This is a genomic window from Corynebacterium sp. MSK310, from assembly GCF_030227355.1.
Lineage (GTDB): Bacteria > Actinomycetota > Actinomycetes > Mycobacteriales > Mycobacteriaceae > Corynebacterium > Corynebacterium rhinophilum.
Window position 1 is genome coordinate 28,252 of sequence record NZ_JASPFZ010000013.1, and the last position, 13,985, is coordinate 42,236.

15 protein-coding genes are annotated in these 13,985 nt (G+C 61.8%); 2 read left to right on the forward strand and 13 right to left on the reverse strand.

Annotation, left to right across the window (positions count from 1 at the left end; genetic code table 11):
- Window positions 1–7 precede the first annotated feature (7 nt).
- From hemB to QP891_RS09480, 5 genes are all read right to left on the reverse strand, one after another.
- The gene (gene hemB, locus QP891_RS09460) at window positions 8–991 is read right to left on the reverse strand and encodes a porphobilinogen synthase (RefSeq protein WP_284771009.1); all 984 of its coding nucleotides are present in this window, start codon (window positions 989–991) and stop codon (window positions 8–10) included.
- A gap of 29 nt (window positions 992–1,020) precedes the next feature.
- Complete coding sequence (locus QP891_RS09465; RefSeq protein WP_284771008.1) at window positions 1,021–2,697, reverse strand: bifunctional uroporphyrinogen-III C-methyltransferase/uroporphyrinogen-III synthase; 1,677 nt, start codon at window positions 2,695–2,697, stop codon at window positions 1,021–1,023.
- Between the two features lie 209 nt (window positions 2,698–2,906).
- Window positions 2,907–3,794: a hydroxymethylbilane synthase gene (gene hemC, locus QP891_RS09470; protein ID WP_284771007.1), complete on the reverse strand. Its 888-nt coding sequence runs from the start codon at window positions 3,792–3,794 to the stop codon at window positions 2,907–2,909.
- Window positions 3,795–5,129 (reverse strand): glutamyl-tRNA reductase, encoded by a 1,335-nt coding sequence (locus QP891_RS09475; RefSeq protein WP_284771006.1) that lies wholly within the window; start codon window positions 5,127–5,129, stop codon window positions 3,795–3,797.
- A 76-nt stretch (window positions 5,130–5,205) separates the two neighbouring features.
- The gene (locus QP891_RS09480) at window positions 5,206–5,445 is read right to left on the reverse strand and encodes a glutaredoxin family protein (RefSeq protein ID WP_239268840.1); all 240 of its coding nucleotides are present in this window, start codon (window positions 5,443–5,445) and stop codon (window positions 5,206–5,208) included.
- A gap of 97 nt (window positions 5,446–5,542) precedes the next feature.
- Here QP891_RS09480 and QP891_RS09485 point away from each other — a divergent pair, with 97 nt between their 5' ends.
- Window positions 5,543–6,580 (forward strand): HAD family hydrolase, encoded by a 1,038-nt coding sequence (locus tag QP891_RS09485; protein ID WP_284771005.1) that lies wholly within the window; start codon window positions 5,543–5,545, stop codon window positions 6,578–6,580.
- Between the two features lie 69 nt (window positions 6,581–6,649).
- On the opposite strand, the gene QP891_RS09490 is transcribed toward QP891_RS09485, so the two are convergent.
- From QP891_RS09490 to QP891_RS09515, 6 genes are all read right to left on the reverse strand, one after another.
- Window positions 6,650–7,021 (reverse strand): DoxX family protein, encoded by a 372-nt coding sequence (locus tag QP891_RS09490; RefSeq protein ID WP_284771004.1) that lies wholly within the window; start codon window positions 7,019–7,021, stop codon window positions 6,650–6,652.
- 211 nt (window positions 7,022–7,232) lie between these two features.
- Window positions 7,233–7,334 (reverse strand): 30S ribosomal protein bS22, encoded by a 102-nt coding sequence (locus QP891_RS09495; protein WP_003855542.1) that lies wholly within the window; start codon window positions 7,332–7,334, stop codon window positions 7,233–7,235.
- Window positions 7,335–7,610: 276 nt separating this feature from the next.
- Window positions 7,611–7,799, reverse strand: coding sequence for a helix-turn-helix domain-containing protein (locus tag QP891_RS09500; RefSeq protein ID WP_005276651.1), 189 nt, complete (start codon window positions 7,797–7,799; stop codon window positions 7,611–7,613).
- Window positions 7,800–8,049: 250 nt separating this feature from the next.
- The gene (proC, locus tag QP891_RS09505; RefSeq protein WP_284771003.1) at window positions 8,050–8,841 is read right to left on the reverse strand and encodes a pyrroline-5-carboxylate reductase; all 792 of its coding nucleotides are present in this window, start codon (window positions 8,839–8,841) and stop codon (window positions 8,050–8,052) included.
- An 81-nt stretch (window positions 8,842–8,922) separates the two neighbouring features.
- Window positions 8,923–10,140: an Rv0497 family membrane protein gene (locus QP891_RS09510; RefSeq protein ID WP_284771002.1), complete on the reverse strand. Its 1,218-nt coding sequence runs from the start codon at window positions 10,138–10,140 to the stop codon at window positions 8,923–8,925.
- 9 nt (window positions 10,141–10,149) lie between these two features.
- Window positions 10,150–11,079 carry a Ppx/GppA family phosphatase gene (locus QP891_RS09515; RefSeq protein ID WP_284771001.1) on the reverse strand — a complete coding sequence of 310 codons (930 nt, stop codon included), beginning with the start codon at window positions 11,077–11,079 and terminating at the stop codon, window positions 10,150–10,152.
- A 33-nt stretch (window positions 11,080–11,112) separates the two neighbouring features.
- Between QP891_RS09515 and QP891_RS09520 the strand changes: the two genes are divergently transcribed.
- Window positions 11,113–12,012 (forward strand): DUF3109 family protein, encoded by a 900-nt coding sequence (locus tag QP891_RS09520; RefSeq protein WP_284771000.1) that lies wholly within the window; start codon window positions 11,113–11,115, stop codon window positions 12,010–12,012.
- On the opposite strand, the gene QP891_RS09525 is transcribed toward QP891_RS09520, so the two are convergent.
- Together QP891_RS09525 and QP891_RS09530 are read right to left on the reverse strand one after the other, a co-directional pair.
- Window positions 12,009–12,719, reverse strand: a complete 711-nt coding sequence (locus QP891_RS09525) for a response regulator transcription factor (RefSeq protein WP_284770999.1) — start codon at window positions 12,717–12,719, stop codon at window positions 12,009–12,011. The two genes, QP891_RS09520 and QP891_RS09525, sit on opposite strands and share 4 nt — an antisense overlap.
- Window positions 12,716–13,978 carry a sensor histidine kinase gene (locus QP891_RS09530; RefSeq protein ID WP_410762157.1) on the reverse strand — a complete coding sequence of 421 codons (1,263 nt, stop codon included), beginning with the start codon at window positions 13,976–13,978 and terminating at the stop codon, window positions 12,716–12,718. Before QP891_RS09530 ends, QP891_RS09525 begins: the two co-directional genes overlap by 4 nt.
- Window positions 13,979–13,985 lie beyond the last annotated feature (7 nt).

Here is a 13,985-nt window from a genome sequence, read left to right on the forward strand (position 1 = left end):
GAATCCTTTACTTGAGCAGGCGTGCGGCTTCGGTGGCGAAGTACGTCAGGATCTGGTCGGCACCGGCGCGCTTGAAGGCGGTGAGCGATTCGAGCATGATGGCCTCGCCATCGACCCAGCCGTTGGCGGCACCGGCCTTGATCATCGCGTACTCGCCGGAGACCTGGTACACGGCGACGGGTACCGAAGAGGTCTCCGCGATTGCGGACAAGACATCCAAATACGGCAGGCCCGGCTTGACCATGACGAAGTCGGCACCTTCCTCGATATCGAGCTCGGCCTCCAAAAGGGATTCGCGGAAGTTGCGCGGGTCCTGCTGGTAGGTGCGGCGGTCGCCCTCGAGGGAGGAGCCGACGGCTTCGCGGAAGGGGCCGAAGAAGGCTGAGGCGTACTTCGCGGAGTAGGCCATGATGGATACGTCATCGCGCCCGGCTTCATCGAGATCAGCGCGGATGGCGGCAACCTGGCCGTCCATCATGCCCGACGGCGAAATGATCTGCGCGCCGGCTTCAGCCTGGGAGCGGGCCATTTTTTGGTAGAGCTGGACGGATTCATCGTTAAGCACGCGGCCCTGGTCATCGAGGACACCGCAGTGCCCGTGCGAGGTGAACTCGTCGAGGCAGGTATCGGCCATGATGATGAGGTCATCGCCAAATTCCTCCCGCAGGGCGGCAATGCCGCGGTTCAAAATGCCGTCGGGGTTCCAGGCCACGGAGCCGGTGGCGTCCTTGTCCTTTTCCAGCGGAACGCCGAAGAGGTCCACGCAGGTAACGCCGGCCTCGAGGGCCTCTTCGGTCGCGCGGCGCAGCGAGTCAAAGGTGTGCTGGTACACGCCGGGCATGGAGGAAATCTCATTCGGCTCATCGAGGCCGTCTGCGATAAACATCGGCAGAATCAGATCCGATGGGTGCAGCGTGGTTTCGGCCACGAGGTTGCGCATCTGCGGCGTGGAGCGCAGGCGGCGGGGGCGGCGGGCAGGAAATGAGCTCATTGGGTACTCCTTAGAGCGAGACTAAAAACTTACGCCTTCTCGACCTTAGTAGTCTTCTTGCGCGCGCGACGCTTCTTGCGGGGCGCGGGCAGGTTACCGGCGGCGCGGAGGGCGGCGACGTGGCTAGCGAGGGCATCGACAAGCGCGGGCACGTCCGCAACATCTGGCACGACATCGACGCGCAGGCCCAGCTCTTCTGCGGCCGCGCTTGCCGATGGCCCGATGCACGCGATGATCGTCCGCTGGTGCGGCTTGCCGGCAATACCCACCAGGTTGCGCACGGTGGATCCGGAGGTAAAGGCCACGGCGTCGAAGCCGCCGGTCTTGATCATGTCGCGGATTTCTGCCGAAGGCGGGGCGGCGCGCACGGTGCGGTAGGCCACGACGTCATCGACGTCCCACTGGAGGGCCTGGAGGCCATCGACAAGCGTATCGGCGGCGATATCGGTGCGCGGCAGGAGGACGCGGCTAACGGCGTCGATGTCTTCGACGTAATTGGGAAAGACCTCGAGCAGGCCCTCGGCGTTTTGCTTCTTCTTGTGCGGCAAAAGCTCCGGCACCATGCCCTTGGCGCGAATGGCATCGGCGGTCTTGGTGCCCACGGCGGCAAGGTGCACGCCGGCGAAATCGCGGGCGTCCAGGCCGAGCTGGGAAATCTTATCCCACACGGCGGTCACGGCGTTGACGGAGGTAAAGACGATCCACTTGTAGCGGCCTTCGACGATGCCCTTGATGGCGCGGTCCATCTGCGCCGGGTTGCGAGGCGGCTCAATGGAAATCGTCGGCACGTTCTGCGGGATGGCGCCGTAGCCGGCTAGGCGCGCGGACATGGGCCCAGCCTGTTCCTTGGTGCGCGGCACCAGCACGCGCCAGCCATAGAGCGGGCGGTTTTCCCACCACGAGTATTTGGTGCGGTCATCGATGCTGCGGCCAAGGGTCACCACCAGCGGGCCGGACAAATCCGCGTCCAGCTTGGCGATGGTCCCCAGCGTCGTCTCATAGGTGCGCTGCAGGCGCGTGGTGCCGTGGACGGTCACAAAGGCCTCGGTTTCCGCCGGCATGCCGCGCTGCTGCAGCTCGGTGGAAATGTCTGCCAAGTCTTCCTTGGTGGCCTGCAAGACGATGGGCTGGGTGGCATTGGCGAGCGCGTCCCAGTCGGCGCCATCGGTGACATCGGCCTCCGTGTACGTCGATCCGAGCGCCAGCCCGGCAAAGGACGGCACGGTCGAGGGCAGGGACATGCCCGGCACGACCTGGAATTCCAGGCCTGCGGAGGCCACGGCGTTGATTTCGGCCTTGATGGATTCGCGGTTGAGCGGGTTACCGGTTACGAGGCGGATGACGTCCTCGCCATCGGCCTCGGCAAGGCACTCGCGCAGCTGGCTTACGATGTCCTCGCCCGGTGCGTAGAGCACCGCGGCGGTCGGTGCCGGTGGGCGGGGCGGCTTGCGGCGCGCGCCCTTGGCCTTGGCATCGGCGCACATCTGCGCGTATTCCTCTTCCGCGGCATCCAGCAGCTCTTGCGGGACGGGCAGCGCGGTGGCGACAGCATCGCGCACGCCCTGCATGACCTGCGGATCGGTCACGGCGATAGCGTTATTGGCCAGAACTTCGCGGGCGCGGACGGTCAGCAGGTCTGGGTTTCCCGGACCAGCGCCCACGAAGACGATCTTGCCCAACTGGGTGTCTGACACAGCATTGCTCATAAAGTTCTTTTCTAGATCTGGGCCCGCGGCACCGCACACGGACATGATCGCCTGCAGTGTTTCTCCCCGCGCCGTCGGTGGGTATCAAGGTCATAACGGCCAAAATCCCAGGCGCTACGTCCTGGGATGCCCTTAAAGGGGGCCGGGTATCATTGCAAAAAATGATCTATGGTATCTACACCATAAATTATTAGCGCTTAAAGTAGAAATTACTGACCCAGCAGGTCGGCCGCGCCTTGGGCGAAAAGCTCATCAGAGACCCGCGCGCCCAACTCCGCAGCTTCCGCCGCGGTGCCAGAGGCGGTGGCGGTCAATTGGCGGGAACCATCCAGCGCAAAGACGCCGCCGCGCACCGTTAATTGATCGCCGTTCCAGCGGGACGTAGCGGCCACGGGCGCGGTGCAGCCGGCCTCGAGGCGGGCGAGAACGGCGCGCTCGGCAAGGGCAGCGGAGGTGGCTTGATCATCAACAATGGCGTCTAATGCCGCGGCCGCCTCAGTGCCGGCGACGGCCTCGATGGCCAGTGCGCCCTGGGCAGGAGCGGGCATGAATAATTCTGGGTCGAAGATATCGCTCGCCCGGTCCTCGTAGCCCCCGCGCAGCAAGCCAGCATAGGCCAGCACCACGGCATCGAGCTCACCGTCGGTCACCTTGGACATGCGGGTATCGATATTGCCGCGCAGCGGGCGGATATCCAGGTCCGGGCGCAGGGCGGCCAGCTGGGAGATGCGGCGCGGCGCCGAGGTTCCCACCCGCGCGCCCTCCGGCAGCTGCATCAGGCTCATCCCGTCACGGGCGACCAGCACCTCGCGGCTGTCTTGGCGCTGCGGGATAACCAAGCGGAAGCGGTCATCCTCGGCCGTGGGCAGGTCTTTGAAAGAGTGCACGGCGATATCGCATTCGCCGCGGTACAGCGCCTCGCGCAGCGCTTGGGTGAATACGCCCACGCCGATGCGCTCGACTGGGGCCATATTGGTATCGCCTGCGGTGGTGACGATGTGGAGTTCGGAATCGAATCCGGCATCGATAAGCCAATCGCGGACGTGTCCTGCCTGGGTGGTGGCGAGCTTGGAGCCACGGGTACCAATCTGGAACATTTACGCCTCCTTATTCAGCGTGGGCAATTCATTGACGGCCACGGCAACGCCGGAGCCTTCCAGCTGCAGGCCAAAGAGTTCCTGCAGGGCATTTTCGCTGCTAAAGCTGCTATCCGATGCCGCCAGCTTCTTCGCCCGCACCGTCGGTTCATGCAGCAGCTTGTCGGCGACGCGTTTGAGGGCACCTTGGACATCGGCAAGCTGCTTGCCCTCTAGCTCCGGGTGCTTTTGCTGCAGGCGAGCCGCCTCGCACTCCACGAGATCCGCCGCGCGGCGGTGCAGGGCGCTGACAGCAGGTGCCACATCGCGCACGCGTTGGGCAGAGGTATAGGCGGCAAGCTCCTCGTCCACGATGGTGCGGGCCTGCTCGTGCGGGTCCGTGCCCGCCGCGACATCAGTCGCTGCAGCCGACAGGGACTTGCTGAGGCGCTCGATATTCACCAGGTCCACGTCATCGATTTCAGTTGCCGCGTCATCGATATCGCGCGGGAGGGAGAGGTCAATGAGCATCAGCGGGTGCGCGGGCGGAATGTCGGACGCGGTAATGGTAAAGCCTTCGGCGCCGGTGGCGGAGATGGCGAGGTGGACATCGGCAAGCGCGGCGGCGCGATCCTCAAAATCCACCACGCGGGTGTGGACCCCGGCCTCCTCAGCGTGGCCGGCAAGGCGCTCGGCGCGCTCGCGGGTGCGGTTGGCAATCACCAGCTCGCCGATGCCCAGCCGGCCTGCGTGGGTGGCCGCAAGCGAGGCCATCGCCCCGGCGCCGAGCACGAGCGCGGACTTGCCCTGCAGATCCTCCACATTCAGGCGCTGCAGCGCCTGGTCAAAGGCGAAAGTCACCATCGAGACGCCGGCCTTATCGATCTCCGTTTCCGAGTGCACGCGCTTGCCGGCACGCAGCGCGGACTGCGCCAAGGCGTGGATACGCGGGCCAACCGTGCCCTGCTCGGAGGCGGACTGGTAGGCAGAACGCACCTGACCGATGATCTGTTGCTCGCCCACCACCATCGAATCCAGGCCGGAGGTAACGGACATGAGGTGTTCCGCGGCGGCATCGGCATAGCGCACGTAAAGGTAATTGCGCAGCTCTTCCTCATCGACGTGGGAGACTTCCTGCAGCACCCGGATGACGTCCTGCACGCCGGTGTGGAAGGAATTGGTCACCGTATAGACCTCGAGGCGGTTACACGTGGAAATGATCATCGCCTCAGTAAGGGACTCGGTGTCAACCAACCGCCCGCAAGCGGAATGCTGCACCACATCGTCCATACTCAATTTTTCCAGCAACGCCACGGGTGCCGATTGGTGGGACATTCCCACAACGAGCACGCTCATGCTCCACACTCCTCAACCTTTTGATTGACCGCAATGGTTCCAAAGACTACCCCGCGTGGGCGCGGAACCCGAATCGTCAGCGCAGCTCCGCAGCCAACTCTTCGTTATCGACTTCCCAGCAGGCGAATTCTTCTCCGTCTATCACTACAACGGGAACGCGGTCACCGAATTCCATCTCGAGCTCGCGGCTATCTTCCACGTTGCGCACTTCCAGCTGGGCACCGGCCTCCTGGATAACGGGGGTAATCTGCTCTTTTACCCGTTTACAGGAACCGCAGGTGGGGCGCACCATGAGCTCGACTAGATGCTGGGACATAGGGGCGGGATTCTCCTCATAAGGACGCCGACGGTGGAAACGTTTACTATGGACATATTAGTCCACCCCGCGTTTGCGAAAGCTGTTTATTCCACTCGTGTCCGCTATACCTCCCCCCGGATTCCCCGAATCTCCCCGCGACTTTTTGGCCAATTGGACGGCCTCGCGCGGCAATCTGCGCAACTTCTTAGAAAACCAAGCGCTGGCCCCCTTGGGCGAGGAAGAACAGCGCGCCGCAGGTGAGGCGGCCGCTGCCGCCGCTTTAGAGGAATTCGGACTCGAGCTCGAGGACTTCGCCTCCGGCGTAGCCTCCGTCTCCGGCTCTTATGACGCCGCAGGCTCCCCGCGCATCACGGACCAGGATCCGGACGTCCCCGTCGATGTCGGCGTCGCCGCCTTTTTCGACGTAGACAATACCCTCGTTCAGGGTTCCTCCTTGGTGGAATTCGGCTTTGGGCTCGCCCGCCGGCGCTATATCCGCATCTCTGAGATACTTCCGGTTGCTTGGAAGCAAATAAAATTCCGCCTCTCTGGCGCGGAGAATGCAAAGGACGTCGCCGCCGGCCGCGCGCAGGCCCTAGAGTTTGTCAAAGGCCGCAGCGTGGACGATCTCATCGATCTCTGCGAGGAAATCGTCGAAGCTTCTCTCGCCCGCCGCGCATACCCCGGCACCACACAGCTCGCGGAGATGCACCTCGCCGCCGGCCAACAGGTGTGGCTCGTTACCGCTACCCCAGTCCAGCTCGCCCAGGTCTTGGCGCGCCGCTTTGGCTTTACCGGCGCTCTCGGCACCGTCGCGGAGGTAGAAGACGGCAAGTTCACCGGCCGCTTGGTGGGCGATATCCTCCACGGCCCAGGCAAGAAGCACGCCGTGGCCGCCCTCGCTACCATCGAGGGCCTAGATTTAGACCGGTGTACCGCCTACTCCGACTCCGCCAATGACATGCCCATGCTCACCATGGTGGGCACCCCCGTAGCCATCAACCCGGACCGCAAGCTGCGCAACATTGCAGAGAAGCGCGGCTGGATCGTCCGCGACTACCGCTCCATCCGCCGCGCTATTCGCACCTATGGCCTTCCAGCGCTTGTCACGGCCGCCTTTTCCTATGGCGGCTGGCGCTATTTCCGGAAGTAGAAATACAGCCAGCACTGCCGACTCTAAACGGTCGCTCAGCAAATTACTTTCTTAAGCCCGTCGGTGTGGCTATTGCTCCCCCATCGCCGCAAAGTTCAACACGAGCACAACCGCACTAAGAATCGTCATCCCGAGGCAATTTACCCAAAACTCCTTACCCACGAAATTCGCCTTGATATGAGCGATAATGGCGAAAATAAAGTAAGCAAGTACGCCGACGGAGACAGTGGTTGTAATCGACGGATTATTCAAAACTGCTCCGACGATCAAGCCAAGCGCAGCGAGTGCCTTAATTCCGATAAGCGCCCACCACCAATCTTGCGGAAAATTGACTCCGCTAAGGCAGCGACTAATGAACTTGGGCGGCTTCACAGAAAGCACGGCATCGCCGATCAAAACGATGGCTAATAAATACGTACCGAATACAGATAAGGACCCCACTCAGGAACCTCCCTTGAAACAGATGCTAAACACATGAAGCATCGCATGACCCAGCTTTTCTGGGTTGAATTGATTCTACAGCTCAAAACAATCGACCGTATGTGGAGAGGTGCAGCGGAGGCACGACCGGAAATCCAAGCTCGGCGTTAAAACCAGAAAACCTCCGCCGCCGCGCTAAGGCACGGTGCGGAGGAATCCTAGGCTATTGGGTTTACTTACCCAACTTACGACGCTGCACGCGGGTGCGGCGCAGCATCTTGCGGTGCTTCTTCTTGGACATGCGCTTGCGGCGCTTCTTGATGACAGAACCCATAACAGGCGTCCTCACTTTCTTTTAGTACGTACTGTGAACCTGCCGGCGCCTGAAACGACAAAGGTGCACTCTTTGCCACCTTGGCCGCACATATGCGGGCCATCACGGCGTGCCGACACGAATGCGATCCATCTTACCTAGTCCCCAGCGCGTCTCCAAAAGTGACCCCGATGGCGACGCCGGCAAAAGGAAGCGCGCGGGAAAACGAGACAGCGCCCACCACCGCTGACCAAGAGTGGCCAACAGAAGTGGGCGCTGCCTTAAAGGCGCGAGAACCTACGCTCCGTAAACGGATGCCTCGAGGTACTCGTTAACGGCAGACTCGTGAACGCGGAAAGAGCGTCCGACGCGCACAGCCGGCATTTCGCCTGCGTGAACCAAACGGTAGACAGTCATCTTAGAGACGCGCATGATTTCGGCGACCTCCGCGATCGTCAGAAAGGTTCCTTTTTCTTCATTTGCCATAATTATCTAACCCTTCAGCTCGTTACGCGCTGTAGGCTTCCCCTCCCACAGGACTTCACGCACGTGCTCGTCCCAGCCTATCGTGAAACATGTGACTAATGCGACCCAAGTGCCAAATTTTTTCACAGCAGTTGTTCAGTTCACCGCCAAAAGCGCTGCTTAACAACCGCCCCATGACTCTCGGACTGCCCCCGCGTGGTGCGAGGTAACTACACCCCACCACGGGGAACTCGCCGCATTTGGCGGGCTTCTAGCCCAGCTCCTTAGCCTTATCGGAGCACGCCTCGGCGGCGCGGTAGAACGCACCGCGCAGGCCAGACTCTTCCAGCTCGCGCACGGCCGCGGCAGTGGTACCGCCTGGCGAGGTCACACCCGCGCGCAGCTGCGTTGCCGAGCGACCGGAGTTGGCCAACATATCGCCGGAGCCGGCAGCCGCCTGGGCTGCGAGCTTTTCGGCGATATCGCGGGGAAGGCCGAGCTGCACGCCGGCATCGACAAGCGCCTCTGCCACAAGGAAGAAGTAGGCCGGCGAGGAACCAGCCAGGGCGGTCGCAGCATCGATGTTTTTCTCCGGGATGACCGCGACCTCACCAACGGCCTCGAGCAGCTCTCTCACGCCCTGCATCTGGGTCTCAGTAACGTGCTCGCCGGCGGCGCAGGTGCACATGCCGCGGCGCACCAGCATCGGCGTATTGGGCATAACGCGCACAACCGGCACGCCCTCGCCCGCAGCGGCCTGCAGGGCCTCCAGCGTTAGCCCAGCAGCCATAGAGACCACCACGGCGTCCTTGGCTGGGCTAATCTCGCCCAGCAGGTCCAAGATGGCGTAAGGCTTGACGGACGCGAAGATATAGTCCGCGCCGTCCACCGCCTCGGCGTTATCCGTCGTGACATTAACGCCATAGTTGCTCTTGAGCTCTTCACCGCGGGAGGCTGTGCGGTTAGTCACCGTGATATCGGAAGCATTAAAGCCCGATTCCACAAGACCCGAGGTCAAAGCCTCACCGATTTGTCCTCCACCTAAAATTGCAATCTTTGTCATGGTCTCCACAATGCCAAAAATAACGCCACCCGGCTACCTCCACGAAGGAAGCAGCCGGGTGGTTCTCAGCAATTCGCCGGTTTAGAGCATGACCAAAAGCAGTGGGCCAAAGGTCAATATAAGGCCGGTAAGGCCCGCAAGGAACATGGAGAAGCCATCGCGGGCGGTGCGTAGCGCATGCGTAACTCCGACCATAATTGCGGTCACGCCGAGTGCCAAGATGGCCACAACGATGCGCGGGAAGTTATCCCAAAGAACTTCAAAGCCCTTGAAGATAACAATGGCCAAGACAATGCCCACGACCACCATGATGAGGATAGACATGGGGTTGAGCTTCTCGTGCTCTTCGGTAACTTCCTCGTCCCGCACCTGAGACAGCTCGCCGGTATCGTCAGGCTTCTTCGCGGCCGCCACAGGCTTCTGCGCAGGCGCGGCAGCCTTGCCCTTGGTTCCAGCGTCCTTGGCGCCCGCTGCGGTGGCTGCAGCGGCACCTGTCCCGGCAGCGCCAGCTGCGCCAGCTGTTTCTTTAGCACTGGATTCAGCGGCATCAGCGGCGTCCTTCCGCTTGTCCTGCAAGGACTGCGACTTGCCGATGCGCTGCATCACCGCAGTGTCATCTGCGGATGGCTGATGGGACTTCTTCTCGGCGTCCTTTGCGCTCGCCTTGTCCTCCGGCTCCGACTGCGCAGGCTTCTTTCCCTCCTGCGCGTTTGCCTTCTGTGCTGGGGCAGGCTTAGCCGTCGGCTGCGAGGCAGGCCCCGCCGCAGGCTTGGGAGAAGCGGTCGGCCCACTCGGCTTTCCGTTCTTCTTCGGCGCTGGGGACGCGGTGGGAGTACCAGCGGAAGGCTTCTCTGCGGCCGGCTTAGGGGAAGCGGATTTAGGCTGGGACGGCCTGCTTTGCGCAGGCTTGCCGATGCCCGCCTGTCCCGCAGCCGGGTTGCCTGCGGCAGACTTGCCCGCAGTGGACTTGGCGCCAGCAGGCTTAGCACCGGCAGGCGTGGAACCAGCTGGCTTGGAGCTGGTCGGCTTCGCCGTGGCGTTTTTCTCAGCGGCCTGCTCGTCCTTGGACTTCGGCGCCCGGATGACAGGGGCGTCATCGTCGATGGATACGTTGGTGTGCTTCGCCTCAGGCGGGGTGGACTTTACCTTTTTCAGGCTGCCGGTGAGCTCAGCAACGGATACGCCGCCCTCATCGAGGCTCCGCCGACGGCGGCGAGAGGTCTTCTCGTCCTTGTCCGTGCGGTCCTTCTTGTTGCGAGCCAGCAGCTCGGCCACGGTCAACTGTTTTTCGTCAGCCATGATCTCTTCCTATTCCAATCCCTTGTCGGTCCGGCGCAAAATAACACCTTCGCGCAGCGCCCATGGGCAGATTTCCAACTTCTCGATACCCAGAGCTCGCATGCTTGCCTCGGCAACCAAAGCGCCGGCGACGATTTGGTGCGATCGGTTCGAACTTACACCCTCGAGGTCCGCTCTGTCTGCTGCAGTCATGCGCGTAATGAATGAAATCAACTGGCGCAGGCCCGGTGCGGTCAAGGTGCGCTTGACGTATGGCCCCGCAGACGAGGGCGCCGCACCAGTCAGCCGCGAGAGGGTGCGGAAGGTTTTCGAGGTGCCCACGGCCAAGCCAGCCGGGCCCATTGCCTTCATCTGCGTGACGGCATCTTCAAGCTCCGCATCGATGAAATCGCGCAGCGCACTGACCTTCTTTTTCTCCGGCGGATCGGTATCGAACCAGTTGTGGGTAAGACGTCCTGCGCCCAGATCGAGAGAGAAAGCCAGGTCAGGGTGTTCATCGGTACCGGTAGATAACTCTAGGGAGCCACCGCCGATGTCCAGGTTGGTAATGCGCCCAGCGGACCAGCCGTACCAACGGCGGGCAGCGAGGAAGGTAAGCTGCGCTTCTTCCACGCCCGAGAGGATCTGCAAGCGCACGCCGGTCTGCTTTTCCACCTCATCGAGTACCGCTTCAGAGTTAGGGGCAGAGCGGACCGCGGAGGTCGCGAAGGCAATAAATTCGGAGCACCCGAGTTTTTCACCCAGCTCGCTTGCCTCACCCACGGCGGAAACGAGCTTTTTCAGGCCCTTTTCGTGGATGTTTCCCTTCTTATCCAGCTGTTCAACCAGCCGGAGTGGGGTCTTCCAATCGCTCATCGGAGTAGGCCGTCCCCCCATTGCGGCATCGACCGCAACGAGGTGGACGGTATTACTTCCAACGTCTAATACACCTAATCGCACACCCATAGCGTAGTAGGTCTACCGTGGTTAGGTGTGAATCGCCCAAAATCTGACACCGTTTACCTAGGTTTTCCCGCCAGCTCGCCTGCGGCGGCATCGATTAAAGCCGGGCACGAAGAGGCCCCAGATTTTCCGCGGGAGTGGTTCGAATTTACCAACCCAAACGACCCTTACCATGTCTTTTCCATCGATCTGACGTGGGTGGAATCGCACTACAGCTGCCAATTTGGCACGTCGGCGTGCCGGGGCATCGATAAGAGCCAGCCCGATGTGGGCTGCTGCGTGCACGGTGCATATATGGCCGATGAACAAGACCGCGACCAGCTTTACGATGCCGTCTCCCGCATGCCCGCGCGCTACTGGCAACTGCGCCCAGCGGGGGTAGATGAATTCCTGGAGCAAGAAAACACCGATGAGCTAGAGCCCTGGTTGGAATGGGACGAGCTCGATGGCGAGGACGGCGAACCGGAACCGGCGCTGAAAACGCCCATCGTGGATGGCGCCTGCATCTTTGCCAACCGCGCCGGCTGGGAAACAGGCACCGGCTGCGCGCTGCACCAATGGGCCGTCGATAGCGGCGAGGAGCTGACCGTGGTCAAGCCAGAGGTGTGCTGGCAGCTGCCGCTGCGGCGCTACGAGGATTATGAAGAACGCCCCGATGGGCAGGAGATTTTGCGCACCACCATCGGCGAATATGACCGCCGCGGTTGGGGCAATGGCGGCGAAGACTTTGATTGGTACTGCTCTACTGATGGCGCCTGCCACGCCAATCCGCTGCCGATGTGGCAATCGCACGAGGACGAGCTCGTCGCGCTCATGGGGCGCGAAAGCTACGATATTTTGGCTCAACAATGCCGTGCCCGCGCGGAAGCCGCCGAGCACGGCGTAAAGCTTAGCCAGCACCCAGCCAGTATCAAGGCCGGCTGGTATTAGAGCTCGAATTTATAGCCCAGCCCGCGCACCGTCACCAGGTGCTTCGGGCGGGAGGGGTGCTCCTCAATCTTGGTGCGCAGGCGCTTGATGTGCACGTCTAGCGTCTTGGTATCGCCCACGTAATCGGCACCCCAAATGCGATCGATGAGCTGGCCGCGGGTCAGCACGCGCCCGGCGTTGCGCAGGAGGTATTCCAGCAGGTCAAACTCCTTGAGCGGCATGGCCACAGGCTCGTCTGCCACGGTGACGATGTGGCGCTCCACATCCATCTTCACGCGGCCGCCGGACAGGATCTGCTCGTCTTCTGCCTCGGTGCTCTCCGCAGCATCCGCGTGGGAGGACCGATCGTTGCCGCGACGCAACACGGCCCGGATGCGGGCAATGAGCTCGCGGGAGGAATACGGTTTGGTGACGTAATCGTCCGCGCCCAGCTCCAGGCCCACGACCTTGTCGATTTCCGCATCGCGCGCGGTGACCATAATGACCGGCACGGAGGAGGTGGCGCGCAGCTGCTTGCACACGTCGGTGCCGGACATGCCGGGAAGCATAAGGTCAAGCAGCACGATGTCGATGTCATTATCGGCGAATTTCTCCAGCGCCGATGGGCCATCGAGGGCGATAATCGGCTCGAAGCCTTCCTTGCGGAGCAAGAATGCCAGCGGATCGGCCAGCGACTCTTCATCTTCCACGATGAGGATGGTGGTCATTGTGCTTTATCCTTTCGACGTGCTGCAACGCGTGCTACCGCACGCTGGAGCCCAGGAGCCGCCGCATCGACGGAATCCCTGTCTTCATTATCCTGCAAGTCGGCCTCGTGCGCTGGCTTCTCTTCCTTATATATGGGCAACTCGATGGTAAAAGTAGAGCCCGTGCCAGGCCGCGACCACAGCTTAATATTGCCCCCGTGGTTCGCCACCACGTGTTTAACAATTGCTAATCCTAAGCCAGTGCCTCCCGTCTGCCGCGACCGGGCTTGGTCAACGCGGAAAAAGCGCTCGAAGACGCGCTTATGATGCTCCGGTGGGATACCGATGCCACGGTCCGTCACCCGGATCAACACGACGTCCTCTCCCACCACTTTCTGTGAGACGGAGACCGGCAATTCCTCCGGCGAATAATTAATCGCGTTGGAAATGAGGTTAGACAGCGCCGTTACCAAGAGAGAACGGTCGCCTCTGATCTGCACGCCCTCGGAGGGACCTTGGGTCAGCCTGATGGAGCGCGCGTCTGCGGCGAGCTGATTGCGCGAAATCGCCTCGTCAATGAGATCGTCCACGTAAAGCGGTTCCATTTCCGGCAGCGCTTCGGCGCCCTGCAGCTTGGACAGCGAAATAAGCTCGCTGACCATATCCGCCATGCGGTTGGCCTCTTTTTGCACCTTGTTGCCGAAGTACTTCACGTGCTCCGGATCCTCGGGGTCTTGCAGCAGGGCCTCGGCCAGCAGTGCGATGCCGCCCACCGGGGTTTTCAGCTCGTGGGAGACGTTAGCTACGAAATCGCGGCGCGCGGATTCCATGCGCACGTTTTCGCTCTCATCGGTGCCGTAGATGATGATAAAGCGGCCATCGTTAAGCGTCAGCGGCTTGATAACGGCCTTGACCTGAGTGACGCGGTGCCCAGTGCGGCGCTTGGGGATTGCCAGGTCCACGGTGCGGGTTTCCTTATCCTCGAAGACCTGCTCTGCGGTCTTCCAGATTTCCGGATTGACGGCGCGATCGTGGACCACGGACATCTCGTGCGCCGCGGGATTGGACAGGATGATTTCCTGATTCCTATCGAGCACCGTCAGCGCCGTAGGAGAGCCCTGGACCGCGAGGTGCAGGCCTTGGCTCACGTTGGTGACCTGGTTTGCCTGGGCGTCGCTGGCGCGCTGGCGGCGTGCCATACGCTCGCGCACCCGGGAAATTAATGGCAGCGCCACCGCGCAGGCAAGCACGCCCGCGAGAAAGACAAAAATTAATTCCACGTGATTA